This is a genomic window from Nocardia sp. NBC_01327 (assembly GCF_035958815.1).
Classification (GTDB): Bacteria; Actinomycetota; Actinomycetes; order Mycobacteriales; family Mycobacteriaceae; genus Nocardia.
The window spans coordinates 3,695,791-3,717,821 of sequence record NZ_CP108383.1 but is presented as its reverse complement, the minus strand read 5'-3'; the positions used below and the strand labels follow the sequence as shown (position 1 = coordinate 3,717,821).

At 68.9% G+C, this 22,031-nt stretch carries 22 protein-coding genes; 17 read left to right on the top strand and 5 right to left on the bottom strand.

The window, feature by feature from the left end; genetic code table 11:
- Positions 1 to 44: 44 nt before the first annotated feature.
- Entirely contained in the window at positions 45 to 689 is a 645-nt protein-coding gene (locus tag OG326_RS16690) for a hemerythrin domain-containing protein (RefSeq protein ID WP_327145558.1), read from the bottom strand.
- A 99-nt stretch (positions 690 to 788) separates the two neighbouring features.
- Here OG326_RS16690 and OG326_RS16685 point away from each other — a divergent pair, with 99 nt between their 5' ends.
- Together OG326_RS16685 and OG326_RS16680 are read left to right on the top strand one after the other, a co-directional pair.
- Positions 789 to 1,346, top strand: coding sequence for a TetR/AcrR family transcriptional regulator (locus tag OG326_RS16685; protein ID WP_327145557.1), 558 nt, complete (start codon positions 789 to 791; stop codon positions 1,344 to 1,346).
- A gap of 169 nt (positions 1,347 to 1,515) precedes the next feature.
- A complete protein-coding gene (locus OG326_RS16680; RefSeq protein WP_327145556.1) occupies positions 1,516 to 2,265 on the top strand; it encodes a GntR family transcriptional regulator in 750 nt (249 codons plus the stop codon).
- A gap of 10 nt (positions 2,266 to 2,275) precedes the next feature.
- Here the strand turns inward: OG326_RS16680 and OG326_RS16675 are convergent, their stop codons facing one another.
- A complete protein-coding gene (locus OG326_RS16675; protein WP_327145555.1) occupies positions 2,276 to 3,238 on the bottom strand; it encodes an amidohydrolase family protein in 963 nt (320 codons plus the stop codon).
- 155 nt (positions 3,239 to 3,393) lie between these two features.
- Between OG326_RS16675 and OG326_RS16670 the strand changes: the two genes are divergently transcribed.
- Genes OG326_RS16670 through OG326_RS16645 form a run of 6 tightly spaced genes read left to right on the top strand, consistent with a single transcriptional unit; the run spans position 3,394 to position 9,926 of the window.
- Entirely contained in the window at positions 3,394 to 4,260 is an 867-nt protein-coding gene (locus OG326_RS16670) for a fumarylacetoacetate hydrolase family protein (protein WP_327145554.1), read from the top strand.
- Positions 4,261 to 4,273: 13 nt separating this feature from the next.
- Positions 4,274 to 5,209, top strand: coding sequence for a VOC family protein (locus tag OG326_RS16665; protein WP_327145553.1), 936 nt, complete (start codon positions 4,274 to 4,276; stop codon positions 5,207 to 5,209).
- Positions 5,206 to 5,745 carry a flavin reductase family protein gene (locus OG326_RS16660; RefSeq protein WP_327145552.1) on the top strand — a complete coding sequence of 180 codons (540 nt, stop codon included), beginning with the start codon at positions 5,206 to 5,208 and terminating at the stop codon, positions 5,743 to 5,745. The genes OG326_RS16665 and OG326_RS16660 overlap by 4 nt, the downstream gene beginning before the upstream one ends.
- 35 nt (positions 5,746 to 5,780) lie before the next feature.
- A complete protein-coding gene (locus OG326_RS16655; RefSeq protein WP_327145551.1) occupies positions 5,781 to 6,977 on the top strand; it encodes an acyl-CoA dehydrogenase family protein in 1,197 nt (398 codons plus the stop codon).
- Positions 6,978 to 6,985: 8 nt separating this feature from the next.
- Positions 6,986 to 8,971 carry an acetoacetate--CoA ligase gene (locus OG326_RS16650; RefSeq protein WP_327145550.1) on the top strand — a complete coding sequence of 662 codons (1,986 nt, stop codon included), beginning with the start codon at positions 6,986 to 6,988 and terminating at the stop codon, positions 8,969 to 8,971.
- Between the two features lie 10 nt (positions 8,972 to 8,981).
- On the top strand, positions 8,982 to 9,926 hold the full coding sequence (locus OG326_RS16645) for an alpha/beta fold hydrolase (RefSeq protein ID WP_327145549.1): 945 nt from the start codon (positions 8,982 to 8,984) through the stop codon (positions 9,924 to 9,926).
- A 28-nt stretch (positions 9,927 to 9,954) separates the two neighbouring features.
- Here OG326_RS16645 and OG326_RS16640 read toward each other — a convergent pair whose 3' ends face one another.
- A complete protein-coding gene (locus OG326_RS16640; RefSeq protein WP_327145548.1) occupies positions 9,955 to 10,806 on the bottom strand; it encodes an acyl-CoA thioesterase in 852 nt (283 codons plus the stop codon).
- 188 nt (positions 10,807 to 10,994) lie between these two features.
- Between OG326_RS16640 and OG326_RS16635 the strand changes: the two genes are divergently transcribed.
- From OG326_RS16635 to OG326_RS16600, 8 genes are all read left to right on the top strand, one after another.
- Positions 10,995 to 12,209 (top strand): hypothetical protein, encoded by a 1,215-nt coding sequence (locus tag OG326_RS16635; RefSeq protein ID WP_327145547.1) that lies wholly within the window; start codon positions 10,995 to 10,997, stop codon positions 12,207 to 12,209.
- Positions 12,206 to 14,479, top strand: a complete 2,274-nt coding sequence (locus OG326_RS16630; RefSeq protein WP_327145546.1) for a tetratricopeptide repeat protein — start codon at positions 12,206 to 12,208, stop codon at positions 14,477 to 14,479. Before OG326_RS16635 ends, OG326_RS16630 begins: the two co-directional genes overlap by 4 nt.
- A 12-nt stretch (positions 14,480 to 14,491) precedes the next feature.
- Positions 14,492 to 15,394 carry a PP2C family protein-serine/threonine phosphatase gene (locus OG326_RS16625; RefSeq protein WP_327145545.1) on the top strand — a complete coding sequence of 301 codons (903 nt, stop codon included), beginning with the start codon at positions 14,492 to 14,494 and terminating at the stop codon, positions 15,392 to 15,394.
- Positions 15,395 to 15,396: 2 nt separating this feature from the next.
- Positions 15,397 to 16,689 carry a vWA domain-containing protein gene (locus OG326_RS16620; protein ID WP_327145544.1) on the top strand — a complete coding sequence of 431 codons (1,293 nt, stop codon included), beginning with the start codon at positions 15,397 to 15,399 and terminating at the stop codon, positions 16,687 to 16,689.
- Positions 16,690 to 16,698: 9 nt separating this feature from the next.
- A complete protein-coding gene (locus tag OG326_RS16615) occupies positions 16,699 to 17,397 on the top strand; it encodes an FHA domain-containing protein (RefSeq protein ID WP_327145543.1) in 699 nt (232 codons plus the stop codon).
- Positions 17,394 to 18,830: a hypothetical protein gene (locus OG326_RS16610; RefSeq protein ID WP_327145542.1), complete on the top strand. Its 1,437-nt coding sequence runs from the start codon at positions 17,394 to 17,396 to the stop codon at positions 18,828 to 18,830. Before OG326_RS16615 ends, OG326_RS16610 begins: the two co-directional genes overlap by 4 nt.
- 262 nt (positions 18,831 to 19,092) lie before the next feature.
- Complete coding sequence (locus OG326_RS16605) at positions 19,093 to 19,722, top strand: hypothetical protein (RefSeq protein WP_327145541.1); 630 nt, start codon at positions 19,093 to 19,095, stop codon at positions 19,720 to 19,722.
- A 32-nt stretch (positions 19,723 to 19,754) separates the two neighbouring features.
- On the top strand, positions 19,755 to 19,931 hold the full coding sequence (locus OG326_RS16600) for a hypothetical protein (RefSeq protein ID WP_327145540.1): 177 nt from the start codon (positions 19,755 to 19,757) through the stop codon (positions 19,929 to 19,931).
- 90 nt (positions 19,932 to 20,021) lie between these two features.
- Here OG326_RS16600 and OG326_RS16595 read toward each other — a convergent pair whose 3' ends face one another.
- Positions 20,022 to 20,636, bottom strand: coding sequence for a TetR/AcrR family transcriptional regulator (locus OG326_RS16595; RefSeq protein ID WP_327145539.1), 615 nt, complete (start codon positions 20,634 to 20,636; stop codon positions 20,022 to 20,024).
- A 64-nt stretch (positions 20,637 to 20,700) separates the two neighbouring features.
- On the opposite strand from OG326_RS16595, the gene OG326_RS16590 reads away from it, so the two are divergent.
- Entirely contained in the window at positions 20,701 to 21,087 is a 387-nt protein-coding gene (locus tag OG326_RS16590; RefSeq protein WP_327145538.1) for a DUF2255 family protein, read from the top strand.
- Between the two features lie 42 nt (positions 21,088 to 21,129).
- Here OG326_RS16590 and OG326_RS16585 read toward each other — a convergent pair whose 3' ends face one another.
- The gene (locus OG326_RS16585) at positions 21,130 to 21,936 is read right to left on the bottom strand and encodes an LLM class flavin-dependent oxidoreductase (RefSeq protein WP_327145537.1); all 807 of its coding nucleotides are present in this window, start codon (positions 21,934 to 21,936) and stop codon (positions 21,130 to 21,132) included.
- Between the last annotated feature and the right edge of the window lie 95 nt (positions 21,937 to 22,031).

Here is a 22,031-nt window from a genome sequence, read left to right as displayed (position 1 = left end):
CACCCACTACCCGCAACCCGGTATGGAGTACCGGGGGCCGGTGGTCAGTAGTGGGTGCCGAAGGCGGCGCGCTGTGTCCGTTGCAGCCGGCCGCTGAACAGACGGGCGAGCGGTAGGGCCGGGACGCCGACCAGGTCGTCCGGGCTCGCGGCCGAGAGTAGCCAGGCGGGCATGAAGCGCAGGGTCCAGAGGGGAGCCGTTGTGCGCATGTGGGTTTCGAATGCCTTCCAGGTCTGCTCGTCGAGTGACGGCGCCAAACGGCCGAGCAGTTCTCGCTCCTCGTCGGCGGTATGTCCGGCGAGTTGGTCGCGGACCGCGGAGGTGAGTTCGGCCAGCCGGGTCGCGGTCGCGCTGTCGGTGGACAGGTTCGCGAGGGAATCGTGCCAGTCGTCGAGGAGATCGGTCAGTGCGGCGTGCTCGGCGATGAGGGTTTCCAAGGCCTGGCGATCCGCACCGGCATCGCGCAATCGCGGCCAGAGGAACTCGTCCTCACCCTCATGGTGGTGGTGGATCACGAGGGCGAGCTTGTCCGCGTAACCGCCGAGTGCCTTCGCGCGCACAGGATCCGGCGCAACGGCCAATTCCCGTGCGGTGCGCTCGATTCGGCCCAGGTCCCGGACCATGGCACGGTGTGCGAGGAGCATCGTCCTATGCCCCCTCGGCAGATTGGCGACAGATGACAGGGGCATGACAACTCCTCGACATGTGGCGGCTGACGCCGATACACGACCGATGCTAACACTATAAACATAGTGAAATACACTGGAAACATAGTGCAAGGAGGTGGGATGTCCCGCAGGGAGCAAGTGCTGGACGCGGCCATCGAGGTGCTGGCAGCAGAAGGCCCGCGCGGCTTGACCTTTCAGGCGGTGGACAGGGCGGCCGGCGTACCCGCGGGCACCGCCTCCAATTCCTTCCGCAACCGGAACGCCTTGATCATGGGAATCCTCACCCACCTGGTCGACCTGGACCGGCGCGACTGGGAGGCCGTCGGCGGCATGCTGCAACCGGAAAGCCGCGCCGCCGTGGTCGAGGCAATGGCCGGTGTGGTCCGCCACGCCCTCGGACCGGGCCGCAGCCGCACCGCCGCCCGCTATGCCCTCTTCCTGCAAGCGGCCGCACACCCGGAACTGCGTGAGCCGATCACCGCCGCCCGCGCGACCGTCAGCTCCTGGGTCGCCCCCTGGCTGCAGAAGATCGGCTCACCCGCCCCCATGGACCACTGCCACATCCTGCTCGACCACCTCGACGGCCTGATCCTCCACCGAATCACTTGGCCGGAGCCCGATTTCGACCCCTCCCCCGGAATTCGCGCCCTACTGTCCGGACTCCTGAGCGAGCACTGAGGATGCGCATCAGGAATGACCATCCGCCGGGACTTACCCGAATTGGAAAATCGATTATGTAATCGAAATTAGCATCAGAATAGGTAATCGTTTATGTTTGAGGCGGCATGCGCAGCCTCCGCCGCCGCATGCCGACCCGCGGATCTGCCGGCAGGAAGGATTGTCCATCATGGCGCGACTGTCGAAGGGCGATGGGCCGATCACCTCGGCGGCGACCAAGGGCACTTCGGCCCGCAGCCTGGGCGCCGCGGTGCATGCCGGAATGCGTGCGGCCATCCTGGGTGGCCGCTTCGCGCCGGGCGCCCGCCTGAGCCCGCGTGAGCTGGCCGGTGAGTTCCAGGTGAGCCTGTCGGTGGTGCGCGAGGCGCTCTCGCGGCTGGCCGAGCAGGGACTGGTGACGGCCGCACCCCAGCTCGGATTCTCGGTGGTGGCCTTGAACATCGACGATCTGCAGGACCTCACGCGGGTCCGCGTCCTGATCGAAGGCGAGGCCCTGCGCGATGCGGTCGAGCACACCGATGTCGACTACGAATCCCGGGTGGTGGCCGCCCATCATCGCCTCACGCGCACGCCGCTGCTGACCCCCGAACCACCCATCGCGATCAGCGAGGAGTGGGCCGGGGCGCACGCCGTCTTCCACGACGCGCTGATCAGCGCGTGCTCGAGCCCGCGCCTGCGCGAGCTGGCCGCACGCCTGCGCGACCAGTCCGAGCTGTACCGGCGCTGGTCCGGCCCCTTCTCCACCGACGCCGAACCCCGCGACGTGGCCCGCGAGCACCGCGAGCTGATGGAGGCGGTCCTCGAGCACGACGGCGAACGCGCGGTGCGGTTACTCACCGCGCATTTCGAGCTGACCGCCACCATCCTGATCGACTACGCCACCACCCGGCCCGCCGGCGATTCCGAGGCCAGCGCCTGATCCGCGCACGCTAGACCTGCCGCCCCGCGAGCCGCGGAAACAGCTGCGCCCCAGCCGAACCGGGCGTCAAGCCCAGCTGCGCGCCGGCCAGTTCGGGCGCCTGCGCGAGCACCCCGGCCAGCGCGGCGACCGCCGGAGCCGGGGTGAAGGGGAAGTCGCTGCCGTAGAGCAGCCGTTCGGGCCCGACGATTCCGAGCAGAGCCGGCAACTCGATCGGCAGCGGCAGCCCGGCCAGGTCGTAGTACAGCCGTCCCAGCGCGGCAGGCACATCCATCGGCTCGCCGGTGATCGCGGTGAACAGCGAGGCCCGATGCGCGACGGCCGGCAGCACCGCCCCGGCGTGCGGAATCACCCAGCGGATGCCCGGATAGCGGGTGATCACCCCGCTCATCACCAGGTCCAGTACGCATCGGGTGGTGTCGAAGAGGAATTCGAGCATCGGCCGCGGCCGGCCCAGTGCGGTGACCTCCCAGCCCGGCGGTGAGGTCGGGTGCAGCAGCGCCACCGCACCCCGGCGATCCAATTCGCCCAGCACCGCATCGAATTCGGGATCGGCGAGGTAGCGGCCGTGATAGTTGGTCTTCATCGCCACGGCATCGGCCCCGAGTTGATCGTAGGCGCGCGCGATCTCGGCGAGCGCCCCGTCGACATCGGGGAGCGGCAGCACGGCGGCCACCCCGAACCGCTCGGGCGCACGGGTCACGATCGCCGCGCCCGCATCGTTGACGTGCGCCGCCAGATCCCTTGCCGCACTGTCTCGTCCGAGCGAATCGGAGCCGAAGTGAACGCCCGGCGAGGAGATCGACAGCACCGCGGCGGCCACCCCGGTGGATTCCATCAGCTCCCGGGCCGACTCGACGCTCCAGCCCGGAATGCCCGGCATCCCGTCGGGTCGCTCGTGCCCGGCGGCGCGGCAGACGGCGGCGTAGTGGTCGGTGACGTAGTGAGCGTGCACGTCCAGCCACTGGGTCATGGACACCTCCTTGTGGTCATGACTCCACACTATCCATCTTTTCGGCGAAAATCGATTATTCATTGACCTGCCGACTACTGCGGGCGTAGCGTGACGACGCACACAGTCGAATCCGGTGTGCCAGAGCACACCCCGTCCGCTCCGGGAGTCCGAAAATGCGTATCGCGAACGTTGCAGGCCGCGCCACCTTCGTCGACGGCGAAGGCGCGGGGCTGGATGTGGAGAAGGCCAGCGACGGGCGCTTCCCCTCGGATCCGCAGGCCCTGTTCGACGAATGGGACGCCGTACGGGATTGGGCATCCGCCCGGACCATCGAGGGCGACACCGGCATCGATCCCGCCGACCTGCGCGCCCCGACCCCGCTGCCGCGCCAGGTCTTCGCGATCGGGCTGAACTACGCCGAGCACGCGGCCGAGTCACGGATCGCGCTGCCGGACACCCCGCCGGTGTTCACCAAGTTCGCCAGCTCCCTCACCGGGCCGAACACCCCGATCGTGCTGCCCAGCAATACCGTCGACTGGGAGGCGGAACTCGTCGTCGCCATCGGGCGCGGCGGCGCCGGCATCGCCGAATCGGTGGCCTGGGGGCATGTCGCCGGATTGATGGCCGGGCAGGACCTCTCCGAACGGGTGGTGCAGCTGGCCGGTCCGGTGCCGCAGTTCTCCCTCGGCAAGTCCTATCCGGGCTTCGCGCCGCTGGGCCCGGCCCTGGTCACCGCCGACGAGGTCGCCGACCCCGACGATCTGGAACTGGGCTGCGCCATCGACGGCGAGGTGCTTCAGCACGGCCGCACCCGGGACATGATCTTCGGTGTCGCGGAACTGATTTCGCGGCTCTCGGCGGTGTGCCCGCTGTGGCCGGGCGACATCGTGTTCACCGGCACCCCCTCCGGCGTCGGCGCCGGCCGCACCCCGGCGCGCTACCTGACCCCGGGCTCGACCCTGACCAGCTTCGTCACCGGCGTCGGCGAGCTGAGCAATCCCCTCACCGCTGCCGAAAACTTCCTCCAGCGGTCCCTGTAAGGAGCAGCCGATCATGGCACTGCATCGTTTGAATCAGATCACCATCGGGGTGCCGGACGTCGATACGACCGGCAAGTACTACACCGAATTCGGGCTCACCCCTGCCGAATCCGACATCGGCACGGCCACCTTCGCCACCGCCGACGGCGGCGATCAGCTCCGCCTGGCCCACTCGGCCACCCGCCGCCTGCTCGAACTGCGCATCGGCGCCGACGATCCGGACGACCTCGACCGCATCGCCGCCGCGCTGACCCGCCTCGAGATCGCCGCGACCCGCACCGGCAGCGAGATTCGCGCCGTGGACGCGGGCACCGGCACCACCGTGGTCGTCGAGCTGGCCGAGCGTCTGGTCCAAACCCCCACGCCCACACCGCCGTACAACGCGCCGGGTGTGGCCGCACGCCCCGGCACCCGCGCCCCGGGTGTGGAGCGCACCGCTGCGGTGCGCCCGCGCAAGCTCGGTCACGTGGTGCTCGGCTCCACCGATCAGGAACGCTCACAACGGTTTTTCGCCGAGGGCATCGGCCTGCTGGTCAGCGACACCGTCCCCGGTCTGGCCTCGTTCATGCGCTGCTCCACCGATCACCACAATGTGCTGGTGCAGCAGGCGCCGCTGGGATTCCTGCACCACACCGCCTGGGAGGTCGACGATGTCGACGAGGTCGGGCGCGGCGCGAGCGCGATGCTCGCCGAACACCCCGAACGCCATGTCTGGGGTCTGGGGCGGCACCACATCGGCTCCAATTTCTTCTGGTACCTGCGTGATCCGGCGGGCAACTTCTCCGAGTACTACTCGGATCTGGACTGCATCGTCGAGGACGCACTGTGGAAGCCCGAGGTCGTGGAGGGCGCGAAGGGCCTCTACAACTGGGGCCCGCCGCCCCCGCCGTCGTTCCTGGCCCCCGAGGACCTGGCCGACCTGATGATCAACGGGCACAGCGGACGATGAGCACCGAGCCCACCGGCATTGCGCCGCAACAGTTCCGGGATCTGATGGCCTCGGTGTGCGCGCCGGTCACCGTCGTCACCGCTGCCGTCGGCGGGGTACCGCACGGCGCGACGGTCAGCTCGTTCGCCTCGCTGTCGTTGCAGCCGCCGCTGATCAGTATCGCCCTGGACCGCCGCTCGGCGCTGCTGGGCCACATTCGGAACCAGGGCCGGTTCGCGGTCAACCTGCTCGGGCAGGGGCAAGCCGAGCTCGCCACCGTGTTCGCCCGCCGCGACCTCGACCGATTCGCCTGTGCCGAATGGTATTTCGACCACGGCCTGCCCCGGCTGCGCGGCACCGCCGGATGGCTCGAAGCCACTGTGCACGCCTTCGTGGACGGGGGCGATCACGAACTGATCCTCGGCCACGTCGAGGCCGCCGGGCGTGCGGAGCAGGCTCCGCTGATCTACGCCCACCGCACCTTCGGCACCCACTCCCACTTCGCGCAGCGGCCGCGCCCGCTGATCATCGACCAGATCGCCGCCTGCGCCCGGTGACTCTCGCGCCCAGGCATCTCGAAAGGAACCACCCCATGACCGTCACCGAACCCTCGACCGTGCCCTCCACCGAGGAACTGCTCACTCGCATCAGGGAATTGCAGCCGCTGCTGGCCGCCAATGCCGCGCGCGGGGAAGCCGAGCGCCGCGTGGTCGAGGAGAGCATCACCGCGCTCACCGACGCCGGACTGTTCAAGGTCGCGCAGCCGCGCCGCTACGGCGGCTACGAGACCTCGGTGCGCACCATGCTCGATGTCTCCGCCGCGGTCGCCGAGGCCGACGGCGGCACCGCCTGGGTGGTCGCGCTCAGCAATGTGTGCGCGTGGATCGTGGGCCTGTTCCCGCAGCAGGCGCAGGACGATGTGTGGAAGGACAATCCCGACGCCAAGGTGTCGGGCGTGCTCACCCCCTCCGCGGAGACGGTCAAGGTCGAGGGCGGCTGGCGGGTGACCGGGCGCTGGTACTACAACTCCGGTTCCTGGCATGCGGACTGGGCCGGTGTCGGCATTCCGCTCACCGACGAGCAGGGGCAGGTCGTCGATCAGGGCATGGCGTTGATCGCGCGCACGGATCTGGATCTGGAGGAGACCTGGTTCGTGGCGGGTATGAGGTCCTCGGGCTCGAACTGCCTGATCGCCGAGAGCGTCTTCGTGCCCGAGCACCGGGTCATCTCGGTCACGCAGGCCCTGTCCGGCGGCTACGTCGACGACCATCCTGACGAACCGCTCTACCGCTCCGCCCTGGTCCCCATGCTGACCCTGGTACTGGTGGGCGCGCAGCTCGGACTCGGCCGGAAGGCACTGGAATTGGTGCAGGCCAAGGCCGCCGGAAAGCCGATCTCCTACACCTTCTACACCAGCCAGGCCGAGTCGGTCGGATTCCAGCTGCAGCTCGCCGAGGCCGCCATGATGATCGATACCGCACACCTGCACGCCTACCGCGCGGCCGACGATATCGACAACGCCGCCGCGGCGGGAGAGTACCTCGACCCGCTCACCCGCGCCCGCACCCGCGCCGACACCGGCTGGGCCGCCGAGCACATCACCCGCGCCATCGACGTGCTGCTGTCCGCGCACGGCGCGGGAAGTTTCGCCGAAGTCAATCCACTGCAACGCATCTGGCGCGATTCGGCGACCGCGGCGCGGCACGCCATCGTCTCGCCGGTGATCAACTACGAGATCTTCGGCAAAGCGCTGCTGGGGCGCGACGACCAGTGCACCCCGCTGATCTGAGCGCGGCGATGAGCATCGGCGCCACCACCGAATCCGAGATCCTCTGGCAGCCCGCCGCTTCCGCCGCCGAGCACAGCGCGCTGGCCGTCTTCACCCGCGCGGTCGAACGCGACTACGGACTGAATCTCCCCGACTACCAACGACTCTGGCGCTGGTCGGTCGATCACCCCGAACAGTTCTGGGCGGCGGTGTGGAACTTCCACGGACTCAACGGAATTCCCGCGCCCGAACCGGTGCTCGCCGAGCGCGGCATGCCCGGTGCGGTGTGGTTTCCCACCGCCCGGCTCAATTTCGCCCAGCGGGTCTTCGCGGACCGGGATCGAGCACAGGTCGCCGTCATCGCCGCGACCGAGACCGGCGAGCCGGACATCCTGACCTGGGGCGAGCTCGAAGACCAGGTCGCCGCGCTGGCGGCGACGCTGATCCGGCTCGGCGTGCAGGCCGGCGACCGGGTGGCCGGCTATCTGCCCAACAGCATTCCGGCGCTGGTCGGATTCCTCGCCGCGGCGAGCCTCGGCGCGATCTGGTCGTGCTGCGGCCCCGATTACGCGGCTCCCGCGGCCGCCGCCCGGCTCGGTCAGCTCGCACCCACCGTGCTGATCTGCGCCGACGGCTACCGGTTCGCGGGCACCACCCATGACCGCACCGGCGAGTCCGCGGCCCTGGCCGGACTGCTGGAAGGGCTGGCCGCGGTCGTCCACGTCGACCGGCTCGGGCTCACCCGCGCGCAATTCGCTGTCCCCGTGCTGGATTGGGACGAGCAGTTGCGCGACGGCCGGGACGCGAGCCTGAACATCCGTCCCGTCGCCTTCGATCATCCGCTGTGGGTGCTGTACTCCTCGGGCACCACCGGCGTGCCGAAGGCGATCGTGCACGGACACGGCGGCGTCATCCTCGAGGGATTGAAAACCCTGACCCTGCATATGGATTCGACCGACGGCGACCGCCTGTTCTGGTACACCACCACCAACTGGATGATGTGGAACGTCATCGCCCAGGCGCTGCTGGGCGGATCGTCGGTGCTGCTCTACGACGGCAGCCCGGCCCATCCCGGACCGGAACGGTTGTGGCAGCTGGCCGCCGAGCACGACGTCACCGTGCTGGGCGTGAGCCCCGGCTACCTGGCGGCGTGCGAGCGCGCCGGCCTCCGGACCGGCGACCACGCGCTGACCCGGCTGCGCCTGATCGGCGTGACCGGTGCGCCGGTGACCACCGCGACATTCCATTGGGTGCATGACGAATTCGACGGCCGGGTTCCCCTGATGTCGATGTCGGGCGGCACCGACGTGGTCTCCGCGCTCGCCCTCGGCGCACCGACCCTGCCGGTGCGGCCCGGCGAGATCAGCGCCCCGGCGCTCGGGGTCGCGCTCGACGCCTTCGACGACGCCGGCCTGCCGGTGCGCGGCGGGGTCGGCGAACTGGTGGTGACCGTGCCCATGCCCAGCATGCCGGTCCGGCTCTGGCACGATCCCGGCGGAAGTCGTTACCGTGACACCTATTTCGACGTCTACCCGGGCATCTGGCGGCACGGCGACTGGATCACGGTGAACGATCACGGCGGGGTCGTCTTCCACGGCCGCTCCGACGCCACCCTCAACCGGCACGGGATCCGGCTGGGCAGCGCCGACATCTACGACGTGGTCGAGGCGGTGCCCGAGATCGTCGAGGCGCTGGTCGTCGGCATCGACCGACCCGACGGAAGCTATTGGATGCCACTGTTCGTGGTCGTCGACGGCGACCTCGATCAGGGGCTGCGGGAGCGAATCGTGGACCGGTTGCGCCGCGACGTCTCCCCCAGGCACGTGCCCGACGACATCATCGCGGTGCCCGCCATCCCGCACACCCGCACCGGCAAGAAGCTCGAGGTGCCGATCAAACGCATCCTGCTCGGCGCGGACCCCGCACAGGTCCTCAGCCGTGATGCCGTGGACGATCCGGCCGCACTCGACGAATTCCTCGCACTGGCCACCGCATACCGCACCCGCACTCGCTGAAATGAGCTCGATGAACCTGCCTGCCCACACCGGCCTCGCCACTCGGCGGGACGTGCTGACCGGACTCGGCGCGACCGCAGTGCTGTTGAGCGGACTGCGTTTCGGCCGCGCGGCCGCCGACCCGGTCGCCGCGCCCGGCACCCAGCCGCTGAGCCTGCTCGGCGGCTCCATGACCGGTCGTTTCCGCCTGACCACCGACCCGCTACCCGGCTCGCCGCTGCTCGTGTTCATTCACGGCGGCGGCTCCTCGTCCGCCGAGACCGACGTCCCCGGACACTCCCAGCTCGAACTGGCTGCCGCACAGGGACTCTCCGCGTTCGCGCCGGACCGCCCCGGCTACGGCGGCAGTACGTCGCTGAACTTCCCGCCCGGCAGCGACGACGGCCTGTTCGAAGCGAACGCCGCCCGCCTCGACGACGCGATCACCGAAATCTGGAACACCCACGGCAATCCCGCCGGCGGCATTGTGGTGCACGGTTCCTCCATCGGCGGGGCGATCGCCCTGACGCTCGCGGCCCGCTGGTCCGCCGCGGCGGCCACCGGTACGCAACGCTGGCCGCTGCGCGCACTCGGCGTGGCCGACGTCGGTCAGGTCCCGCGTCCGTATACCGCCGGCATCTGGAATGCCTTGCCGCCCATCCAGAGCCTCACCTTCGGCGATATCGCTCTGGTCCGTCCGGAGCTGCTCGAAATCTCCGGCGCGTGGCCGCGCGCCAACTGGTCGCGGGTCAGTTCAGCGATCACGGTCCCGGTGCACTATCGCCTCGCCCGTAACGATCAGCTCTGGGTCGAAACCGATGAGCTGGTCGGCCAATTCGCCGACACGCTGCGCACCCACGCGCCGAAGGTCGATGCCGCAGTCACCGACAACGCCACCCACCCGATCGCGAAAAGTCCTGCCGCAGACGCCTACAACGCCGATTTCATGCGTTTCGTCCACGACAGCCTCGCGTAACCGAGGCGGCCGAAAAGCGGTTGGCCGCTCAGTTCGTGCCCGAGGGGAAGGACTCGGCCTTCTTGTCGCGGAAGGTGCGGATGAGGCCCTCCTGGACTACGACGGCGACGAGTTCGCCCTGGCGGTTCCAGATGCGGCCCGCGGTGAGGGCGCGGCCGAAGCCGGCGGAGGGGGATTGCTGGTCGTAGAGGAGCCAGTCGTCGGCGCGGAAGGGGCGGAGGAACCACATGGCGTGGTCGAGGGAGGCGTTCTGGGTCGGTTCGTCGGGGTGGGGGACCTTCGAGGAGCCGAGCAGGGTCATATCGCTCATGTAGGCGAGGGTGCAGACGTGGAAGAGGGGGTCGTTGGGCAGGGGGTGGCGGTAGCGGAACCAGACCTGCTGCTGGGCGGCCAGGCCCTCGCGGCGGTCCACGAGCTCCTGCGGGACGGTCCGGATATCCCAGTGCTCCCATTCCCGCATGGCCCAGAGCCGTTCGGGACTCATCGAGATGGCGGCATCGGGCAGGTCGTCCGGTGCGGGCACGGTCGGCATCTCGTCCTGGTGCTCGGGGCCCTCGTCACCGACGTGGAAGGACGCCGACATGGTGAAGATGGCATCACCGTTCTGCACGCCGGTCACGCGGCGGGTGCAGAAGGAACGGCCGTCGCGAATGCGGTCCACCAGGAAGACAGTAGGTTCCAGGGGATTGCCGGGCCGCAGGAAGTAGCCGTGCAGCGAATGCACCTGATAGGCGGGGTCCACCGTCCGGGTCGCCGCGACCAGCGCCTGTCCGGCAACCTGACCGCCGAACGTGCGCGGCAGCTGCGTCTTGGTGGACGCGCCACGGAAGATGTCACGCTCGAGCCGCTCGATTTCGAGGGCCTCTTCGATCGTTGCCATGCACCGTTCCCTTCCGGATTGTCCGGCTCAGGCTAACAACCGGTCACTACCGGGACCTGCGCGACCTGCCCGAGCACCGCACGCCGAAGTCCGGCAAATACTTACGATTTGCTTACGGGCAGTGGTGGCAGCATTGGCTATGGGGGTTGACCCCATCAAGATCCATCGTTTGTACGGGGGGCTAGTCAGTGTTGACACTTGCCGAGGCCGATACGGCCTTGGCCCGGCTCGATGCCGATCGCTCCGATATCTCCGCGAATCTGGTGGAGTTGGAGGGTCATCCGGGGGTTCGTTTTCTCGATGAGGTGCCACTGGCCGGCGCCAGTGCGCAGCGATGGGCGGCGGCGCGGGGCCGACTGGGCGTGGTGTGGTCGCAATTCACCCTGTTCGAGGGTGTGGTGGCGCGGGTGCACGAGGTGCGGATACGGCGGCTGCGGCCGGGTCCGGCCGAATTGAGCGATCTCACGGCACTGCTGTGCGGGCCGTCGGTGGTGCTTGCGCCGCAACCGATTCCGTTCGGCGAACGGCAGCTGACCGGGCCCGCAGCGGTGGGACGCTCGCTTACGCTGGCGCAACTGGTGGGCGAGATGACGGCCGGCTACTCCGAGATCGCGCGCATGGCCGCGGCCGCCGATACCGTGGCCTCGTCGTTTCTGCCCGGCGTCGACCGGGCCGATGCCGGGGTGCGCGAGATTCGGCAGAGCGCCGCGGCCCTGGAACTCGCCGCGATCGACCATCCGCTGCTCGCGCACATCGCGAGAGTGGAGCAGCGGTTGAACACCGAACGCGCACTTGCCATGTCCGATCCGCTGACGGTCGCCGAACGGCACCCGGATCCGGCCGACCCGGTGGCCCTCACCCGCGAAATCGAGGAACTGCGAGCGAAACTGGCCGAACTGCGGGCACGCCGCGAGAGTGTCGCGCAGCGGCTGTCGACCCTGGCCGAGGCAGTGGAAGCGACAGCGGCCCTGTACGACACCGCGCTGACCGCCGCGAACACCACTTCCGCGAAGATCCTCGGCGCCGCTCCCCCGGTCTTGGAACCCCTTGCCCCACTGCGGGATCGACTGAACCTGCTGCACACAGGCCGCGCGGCGCACTGGACCCGGGTCAATGACGAGGTGGTGGCACTGACCCGCGATGTGGAGCGGGCGCGCACCGCCGCCGATACCGCACGCGATCATGCGGTGGCGCTGCTGGATCGACGGGACGAACTGCGCGGGCGACTGGACGCGTACCGCGCCAAGGGCGCCCGCCTGTACTTGAGCGAAAACACCACGGTCGATGCGCGATATCGCCGAGCATACGAGCTACTGCACTGCACGCCTTGCGATCTCGCTGCCGCAACCCGGGCATTGACGGAATACCAGCGGTCCATTACCGAACGGACAACCACAGCATGAACCCCTGTACCCGCCCCGGCTGCGGCGGCGCCATCGCGGACGGCTTCTGCGATGAGTGCGGAATGGCGCCCGCGCCGCAACTCGTTTCGGCAGTGAACGGCGTCGCGGTCACACCGTCCGTCGCCACGCCCGCCCACTCGCTCCGTTCCCCCGGCCCGTCGACCCCGTTCACCTCGTCCTCGGGCAGGCAGAGCCGCCGCGGCTCGAGCCGGTCCTCCTCACGATCCAGTCGCTCCAACCGCACCGCCCGCTCGGCGCGCGGCCGCCTGGGCGCGGGCCTGGTCTCGATTCCGCAAGTACCGTACCGGGATCCGTCGACGGCGGTGCTGTCCGATCCCCAGGTGCCCGAGCGGGAGCGCTTCTGCAGCAGCTGCGGCACACCGGTCGGCCGGGGCCGTGACACCACCCCCGGACGCCCGGAAGGCTTCTGCCGCCAGTGCGGGTCCGCCTACTCCTTTACCCCCAAACTCACTGCCGGGGAACTCGTTTCGGGCCAGTACGAGGTGCTGGGCTGCCTCGCGCACGGCGGCCTGGGCTGGATCTACCTGGCGCGCGACCGCAATGTGAGCGATCGCTGGGTGGTGCTCAAGGGCCTGCTCGACACCGGCGACGCCGATGCCATGGCCGCGGCGGCGGCCGAGCGGCAGTTCCTGGCCACGGTGGAACATCCGAATATCGTGAAGATCTTCAATTTCGTGCGGCATCCCGATCCCCGGACCGGGGAGCAGGTCGGCTACATCGTCATGGAGTACGTCGGCGGGGCGTCGCTCAAGGAGTTGCGGTCCCAGCGCGATGTCATCGGCAATCTGGCGCCGCTGCCGCTGGCCCAGGGTCTGGCCTACATTCTCGAGATCCTGCCCGCGCTCGGGCATCTGCACTCCCTCGGACTGCTGTACTGCGATTTCAAGCCCGACAATATGATTCAGACCGAGGAGCAGCTCAAGCTCATCGATCTGGGCGCCGTGCGGCGCATGGACGACGAGGAGAGCGCCGGCTTCAAAACCGACGGCTACTGCGCGCCGGAACTGGAAACCGAAGGCGCGTCGATCGAATCGGATCTGTTCACGGTCGCGCGCACCCTCGCCCTGCTGACCTTCAATTTCGACTACCGCTCGGCCTACCGCTACAGCCTGCCGCCCGCCGCCGAGGTCCCGCTGCTGGCCGCGTACCCGTCCTTCCACCGGCTGCTCATCCGTGCCACCGCACCCGATGCCAATGATCGTTTCGCCTCCGCCGCGGAGATGATCGAACAGGTCACCGGGGTATTGCGCGAGGTGGTCGCGGCGCAGGACGGGGTGCCGCGACCGGCCCCCTCGACCGTATTCAGCGGGGAGCGAAGGACTTTCGGCACCGAGCCGGACCAGTGGCCGAGCCTGCCCGCGCCGGCGGAGATCGCGGCGGCACTGCCGATTCCGCTCGTGGATCCGGCCGATCCGGCCGCCGGGTTCCTGGCCACCAATGCCGGCGGCGATCCGACAATGGTGGTGGCCGCCCTGGAGGCCGCACCGGTCTCCTCCCCCGAATTGACCCTCGCCCTGGTGCGGGCGCGCATCGATGCCGGTGATCCGGCCGCCGCCCGCACGGAACTGGATGTGCTGGAGGCGTCCGAGGACGCCGACTGGCGGATCACCTGGTATCGGGGCCTGGCATCCTTGGCAGCGGGCGAAACCTCCTCGGCCCGTGCGTTTTTCGATACGGTCTACGACCTGCTTCCCGGTGAGCCCGCAGTCAAGCTGGCCTTCGCGGCGGCCGCCGAGTGCGAGGGCGACGCGACCACGGCAGCCGCGCTCTACGAACGGGTGTGGCGCACCGATAATGCCTATGCCAGCGCCGCCTTCGGTGTGGCGCGAACCCGCCTGCGGGACCGTGATATCGACGGAGCCATAGCGGCCGCGGAGTCGGTACCGGCGAGCTCGAGTCACCATGTGGCCGCGCAGCTTGCGGCCTTCGGCGCAGAACTCGAGGGGGGCGCCTTGCAGCGGGCGCACAAGTACCTGGCGGCGGCGGGTGACCGGCTCACCGGACTCCCCCTCGATCCGGAACACAAGGCCTGGAAGAGCATTGCCGTCCTCGAGGCCGCGCGGGAACTGGCTGTGGGACAACCCATTCCACACAGCCTCATGGTGCTCGGCTGCCGATTCACCGATACCGGCCTGCGGCGCGCCCTCGAAGCGCAGTACCGGACCCTGGCCCGGCTCACGCCGGACGCCACCGCCCGGCGCGATCTGGTGAACCGGGCCAACGCCGTTCGTCCCGTCAGCTGGGTGTGAGCAATGCGGTCGATGACGACCACGAAGGATGATGAGTTGAGCGACATCTGCCCGAAATGCGCAACCGCGTTCGAGATCGGCGACCGGTTCTGTGAGGACTGCGGATACGCACTCTCCGGAGAGGTCACCGAACCAGTGCCCGATCGCCGCGAACTCGATCTCGGCAGCTGTGCCGCGGTGACCGATCGCGGAAAACGCCACGCGCACAACGAGGATGCGATGGCGCTGCGGCAACTCACCGAACCGCACATCCGGGTTGCGGTGGTGTCCGACGGCGTCTCCTCCTCAGATCGTGCCGACGAGGCCGCCGAACGCGCCGCCGTCACCACCGCCGACCGGCTCACCGAGGAGCTGCGGGAGGGCACGCATCCGGCCATCGCGATGGTCACCGCCATGGCGCAGGCCGCGGCGGCGGTCGCGGCGCTCGGCGATTCGGGTGACCGCAGTCCGGCCTGCACGCTGGTGTCGGCGGTGCTCACCGCCGAGGCCATCACGCTCGGATGGGTCGGCGACAGCCGCGCCTACTGGCTCGCCGCGGGCGATTCGGCGCGCTGCCTGACCGACGACGATTCGGTCGCCGCCGGGCTCATCGCCCACGGCGTGGATCCAGAGACCGCCATGGCGAGCCCCGAGGCGCATACGCTGACCGCCTGGCTCGGCGCCGATGCGGACGCCCTCGAACCGCATGTGCGCCACTTCGTCCCGGACGGTCCGGGCCTGCTGCTGCTGTGCAGCGACGGGCTCTGGAACTACTTCCCGGCCGCCGACACCCTCACCGATCTGGCCGCTCCGGCCACCCGGACCACACCACTGACCACGGCACACAACCTGGCCGATCTGGCGCTGGCCGCCGGTGGCGGCGACAACATCACCGTCGCCGTGGCACCGTTTCCGTCGAACCCGAGGAACTGCTGATCATGAACGCCCCCATCGGTTTCCGCATCGATACCTTTCAGAACGAATTCCTCCCGGCGGGCGGAACCCGGGTGAATGCCGTGGTCACGGTGACAGCCAGCACGGGTGGCCCCGCCACCGTCGTGGACAGCGCGGCCGAGGTCATCATCGTCGACTGCTCCGGATCCATGGATCACACCTACGGCAAGCTGAGCGCCGCCAAAAACGCGACCGCAGCGGCGATTTCGGCGGTGCGGGACGGTGTGGCCTTCGCCGTTGTGGCCGGGACCGATACCGCCCGCATGGTCTATCCGGTGACGCCCTCGCTCATCGAGGCCAATGCCAGCCACAAGCAGAATGCCATCAAAGCCGTCCAGGGCCTGCGCGCCGGTGGCGGCACCGCCATCGGCACCTGGTTGAAGCTGGCGCGCACGCTGTTCGGCGACCGGGCCGGACTGCGGCACGCCATTCTGCTCACCGACGGCCGCGACGAACACGAGTCCGCCCACCAGCTCGATGCCGAGATCCGTTCGAGTACCGGCGTTTTCGCCTGCGACTGCCGTGGCGTCGGCACCGATTGGGAGATCGCCGAACTGCGCAAGATCTCCACCGCGCTGCTGGGCACCGTCGATATCGTCGCCGATCCGGCGGATCTGGTGGCCGACTTCCAGGCCATGACCGCCGCGGCCATGGGCAAGGAGGTCGCCGATGTGGCGCTGCGCCTGTGGACGCCGCGCGGGGCGACGGTCAAATTCGTCAAACAGGTGGCTCCCGAACTGGCCGACCTGAGCGGTCGCCGCACCGAATCCGGTACGCAGACAGGTGATTACCCGACCGGATCCTGGGGCGGCGCGGAGAGCCGCGACTATCACATCTGCATCGAGGTCGCACCGGGCGGCGTCGGGGATGTCATGCTCGCGGGCCGGGTGAGCCTGGTGCGCACCAATGCCGCCGGTACCGAGGTGCTGGGGCAGGGTCTGGTCAAAGCCGTCTGGACCGATGATGTGGTGCAGTCCAGCAAGATCAGCCCCGAGGTGGCGCACTACACCGGCCAGGCCGAGCTCGCCGGGGCCATTCAGGAGGGACTCACGGCGCGGCGGCTCGGCGATTTGGACACGGCCACACAACGATTGGGGCGAGCGGTGCAGCTGGCCGCCGAATCCGGCCACGAGGACACCGCGAAACTCCTTGCCGGAGTGGTCGATGTGCTCGATGCCCGGACCGGGACCGTGCGGCTGAAGTCGGCGGTGCGCAAGGCGGACGAGATGACCTTGGATACGCGGTCCACCAAGACTTCCCGCGTGCACAAGCGTTAGGGGCCGACCATGCTGACCTGCCCCGCCGGACACGACTCGGTGGCAACGGATTTCTGCGATGTGTGCGGACTGCAGCTCTGTGCGCCCGGCGAGGCGACGTCTACGGCCGAACGCACCACACCCGTAGCCGAACCTCTGGGTGAACCGTGCCCGCAGTGCGGTGAGCCGCGCTCGGGGCGGTTCTGCGAAGGATGCAGCTACGACTTCGTCGCCGGATTCCCGGTCGCCACCGCAGCACCCGTGGTGATCACCGCACCCGTTGCCGCTGCGACACCACCGGTTCCGGACGAATACCTCTGGACGGCAACCATTTCCGCCGATCGCGACTACTTCGACACCATGCGCAGCGAGGACGACGATATCGAGTTCCCCGCGCACTACCCCGAGCGCGCATTCGTCCTGCGCGGCGCTCAGGTCCGGGTCGGCCGCCGCCGCGCGTCCGGCGGCCCGGGCCCGGAGATCGACCTCACCGGGCGGTCCCAGGATCCCGGCGTCTCCCATGTGCACGTGCTGTTCCTGGCGCAGACCGAGAACACCTGGGCCCTCATCGATCTCGGTTCCACCAATGGCACGCGTCTCAATGGCGGAACCGATCCGATCGAGCAGGGGACGCCGATCGCCATCGCGTCCGGCGATCGCATTCATATCGGCGCGTGGACGACGCTCACCCTCACCTCCTCGAAGCAGAACCGGGACAACGCATCATGACCACGGTCACCACCCGCCCGGCGCGCCCGGCTCTCGACAGCGCCCGCCGACTGCTGCCGGCGCGCGCCGATACTCCGGGCTGGATTCGCTGGCTGGCGGTTCTCGCCGTGCTGCTGACCGCAGGCACCGCACTGGTGATAGCGACCGGCGCGAGTTCCACCCGGCACGGCATCGACGTGATCGGTCATCGCACCGCACCCACCGTCGCCGCCACCGAGGATCTGTATTTCGCGCTGGCCGATATGGATGCGCAATTGGCGAATGTGCTTCTCGCCGGGGATGATTCCGCCCTCACCAAGGTGCGCGACACCGCCCTGGCCGGGATGGAGCAGCGGCGCACCCAGGTCGACGCCGATCTGCAGCAGGCCATGACCATCGCCACCAATGACGATGCCGCCGCGCAGATTCGCGAACTGCTGGATCTGTTCGGTAAGTATCAGGGGCAGGCCGCCGACACTCTGCAACTGGCCGAACTCGACCACGGTGCGGCCGGGAAGCCCTCGGCGCGCACGCTGGACGCCTATCGCGCGGCCACCGGAATGGTTCCCGATCTGATGGCGCGGGCGCAGAAACTCGCCGACACCAATAGCGGGGTGCTGGAGAGCGCGTACAACGACAGTGAGCACACCACGACGGTGGCGCGAGTGCGGATCGCCGCGCTCGGCATTCTGGTCCTGGGCACCCTGCTGGGCCTGCAGATCCTGCTGCGCGTGACCCTGCGCCGCCGGATCAACCCGGCGCTGGTCCTGACCACGGTGGTCGCCGCCGCACTGGTGATCGGTGGATTCTCCGCGAATTCCACTGCCGCACAGCAGCTCACGACCGCCAAGAAGGATGCGTTCGACTCCCTGCTGGCGCTGCGCCAGGCGCGGGCCCTGTCCTACGATGCCAATGCCGACGAGAGCCGCTTCCTGCTCGACCCGGAGCGCGCCGCCGCCTATCAGGATGCGTTCTACGGCAAGTCACAGCGCCTGGCCGGGGTCTCCGCGCACACGCTGGACGACTACGTGCCCGCGCTCGACAAGGCGCTCAGCACGAACAGCGCGGGCTTGGAGACGGCGCTGAGCGCGAACTCCTTCCTTGGAAAAGAGCTGCGCAACATCACCTTCAGCGGTGAGCGCACGGCCGCGCAGAACACCTTGACCGCCTACCAGACGTATCAGCACGACGACCGTGCCCTGCGTGCGCAGGACCGCACCGATCTGCGGGCCGCCATCACCCTCGACACCGGACCGTCCAACGACCACTTCGCCGCCTACGATCAGGCGCTCGTGGCCACCATCGATATCAATCAGCGGGCATTCGACAGCGCCGTCGCCGACAGCGAATCCGCGCTGGCGGGCTGGAACAACTGGCTTCCCCTCGGCGGTGCGGTGCTGATCAGCGTCCTCGTACTGGTCGGCGTCCGCCCGCGCCTCGCCGAGTACCGCTGACCCCATCATGTCGGTGCCCGCCCGCGCCTCGCCGAGTACCGCTGACCCCATCACCGCCGACACCCGATGCGACCCCGCGTCCAGCGGCTCCGCCTCGAGGAGCGCGACCAGCAGCGGATGCGAACGCGGTTGCGGCTCATGTCGGTGCCCGCCCGCGCCACACCGGGTACCGCCGACCCCATCATGTCGGTGCCCGCCCGCGCCACACCGAGTACCGCCGACCCCTCCGCACCTGTCCCGGCCCGTCGATCATGATGGACGGGTGCCCCGGTTCACCGCCATCTCCCCCGACGCCCTGGCCGAGCTGGTCGCCGACCGCGCGATCGGCCTGCCCGGGAATGCGGTGATCGCCGTCGACGGTGCGGACGCCGCCGACCCGGTGGCCTTCGCCCGCACTGTCGCCGGCCGCCTGCGCGCGGGCGGCCGGCCCGCCGAGGTCATCGCCCTGCACGATTTCGTCCGCCCCGCCTCCGTCCGCCTGGAGTACGACCGCACCGGCGAATACACCTATCGCACAGCCTGGTTCGACTACGCCGCACTGGATCGTGAAGTCCTGCAAGCTCTCCGGCAGCACGGCCGCTGGCTCCCTGCCCTCTGGAACGAACAGACCGACCGCTCCGCCAGAGCCCGCATCCACACCGCCGCCCCCGGCACCCTGCTCCTCATCGCGGGCCCCATGCTGCTCGGCCGCAACCTCGACTTCGACCTCACCCTCAGCCTGCACATGTCCGAGCCCGCCCTCCGCCGCCACACCAGCCCCGACGCCGCCTTCACCATCGAAGCCCTCCGCGCACACGAATCCGAAGACCCCGACATCCTGATCGCCTGGGACCACCCCGACCGCCCGGCCGTGCGCGACTCCACCGCACAGGGCCCTCACCGGGACCGATAGCGCCCACCCCGAAACAGGCGTATCCAGGCACTATGGGACAGCATCCACAGCGAACCCCGTTCTACGGCGTCCTGATGCTGCTCACAGTCATGATCAGCGGCCTCTGGGTCCGCGACCTCCCCTGGCTGGCCCTCCAGGTAATCGCCTGGATCGCACTGTTCATCATCGGCGTCGCAGGCTTCCTGATGACCTTCCGCGACTACTCCTGACCGGCGTGCGGCAAAACAGTGCGTTCAGCTCGCCCGGCCGCTTCGAGTCAGCGGCGTGAGGACTGATCAAGCGCCTGTCTCGCTGGATTACTACCTCGGGTGCGCAGTTCGAGCCTCATCGATGAGCGCCCGCGCTGAACGTGCGGCCTGCTCCTCGGTGGCTTCCGATGTATCGCGGCCGGGCCGAACCAATCCCTGATCGGTCAGCAGCGCCAACCCGTGAGCGGCAGCGGCGATACGGACGAGAAGGTCGAACGCGTCGTTCTCGTCGGGGGCAATGGTGCGCGCGATCGGCATCAGCATGTCGAATAACGCTGTGCCCGTATCCATCAGCTCGGGGTAGCGACTCTTGTCCAGGCCGGCGGTGAAAGCGAGCTCGAACAGGGTGCGCTCCTGCGCGGCGAAACGTACGTACGCCGCCGCGAAGGCGGCGAGTTGCTCGCCGGGCTCGGAACCGGTCGCGATGGCGGCCTCGTAGCGGCGATGCTGTTCGCGGAAGCTGTGCGCGGCCAGTGCCGCGAGAAGTGCCTCCCGGTCGGCGAAATGCTTGTACGGCGCGCCCACGCTGACACCGGCGCGGCGGCACACCTCGGCCAGGGCGAACCCGTGCACACCGCGCTCTGCGACGAGGTCCAGAGCGGTCTCCTCCAGTACTCGCCGGAGATCGCCGTGATGCTTCCCACTGGGCCTTCGCTCGCTGCTCATCCCCTTTAGGTTAACATCATTTACCATTGGTAAATGGCATTTACCATCGGTGACAGGAGGCATTATGCGGACATCGATCGACTACCTCGCCGAATCCGAGGTGGTCAACCTCGTAACGCGCACCAAGGACGGACGCGAGATCACCACAACGGTCGGGGCGGTGGTGGTCGGCGGCGTCGGCTACGTCCGCAGCCAGCGCCGCGCCGAGGCGAAGTGGTACAAGCGAGCCCTGCGTACACCGGAAGGTGCACTGCTGGAAGGAAATACGCGCTACCGGGTGACATTCGAGCACATCACCGACCCCGCGGTGATCCGGCACGTGGACCGGGCGATCTACGCCAAATACGGTGGCCCCCTGCGAAACCTCGCGTTGCGCCCGATGCTGTGGTGGACCAGGCGCTACGTCATCGGCGTGCACGCCACAGAACGCTCGGCAGAAACCCAGCCCTGATCGACGCCCAGAAAACGGCTGCGGAGTGGCTCGGCGTCCCGGCTACTTGCCGGCGAGTTCGGCTACGACTGGGGCGAGGGTTTCTGCGAAGTCGGCGCCGAATACGTAGTAGGAGAAGCCGGTTTCCTCTCGGCGGCGGTGGATTTCTTCGATGGCGGCGGCGGGGTCGTCCGGGAGCATCGCGAACGAGTCTGGGGGGAGGGCGGCGGGGTTGGTGTCGGGGGAGGCCATGAAGGGTGCGACCGAGTTGCCGATGATCGGGACGTGCAGGGCGAGCTCGACGTCTCCGAGTGCGCGGACCTCGTGGGCCAGGCGGGTGACGTCGGCGCGGGTCTCGTGGGGTTGCAGGGCGAAGTTGACTGTGTCTGCGAGTTCGGCTGCCAGTGCGCGGGCTTTGGGGCCGCGGACGGCCATGACGACGGGGGTGCGGAGGTCGGGGCCGTCGAGGTCTCGCAGGGTGGCGATGGTCTCGCGGACCTGGGTCAACCGCTCGCCCGGAGGGACCGCGGGTAGTCCCCGGTCGCGCAGTTCGTCCTCGATTCCGGGCCTGCCGGTGCCGATTCCGAACTCGAAACGACCCTCGGTCACCAGGGACAGCGAGTGCGCTTCCCACGCCGTCATCCACGCCGGTCGGAGCGGAGAGGCGTACACCCAGACGCCCACGCGCAGGTCGGGGGCGAGGGCTGCGGCGGTCGCCAGCATGGGGGCGGGCGACGGTTGCGCCTGCGGGAAATCGGGCACCAGCAGCGTCGAGTATCCGCTGTCGGCAATGCGGCGCACACGCTCTCGCCATGTCGGCAGGTCGGTTCTGAGCGGGGCAACGACCCCGAATCTGAAGGGCTTCGTCATGCCTGGACTCCTGTCGGTCGGCGTATCCAGAGGTATCGACGACGGATCCACCCGAAATTCATCGGTGCGGCCGGGACCATGTCCGGTCACCCAGC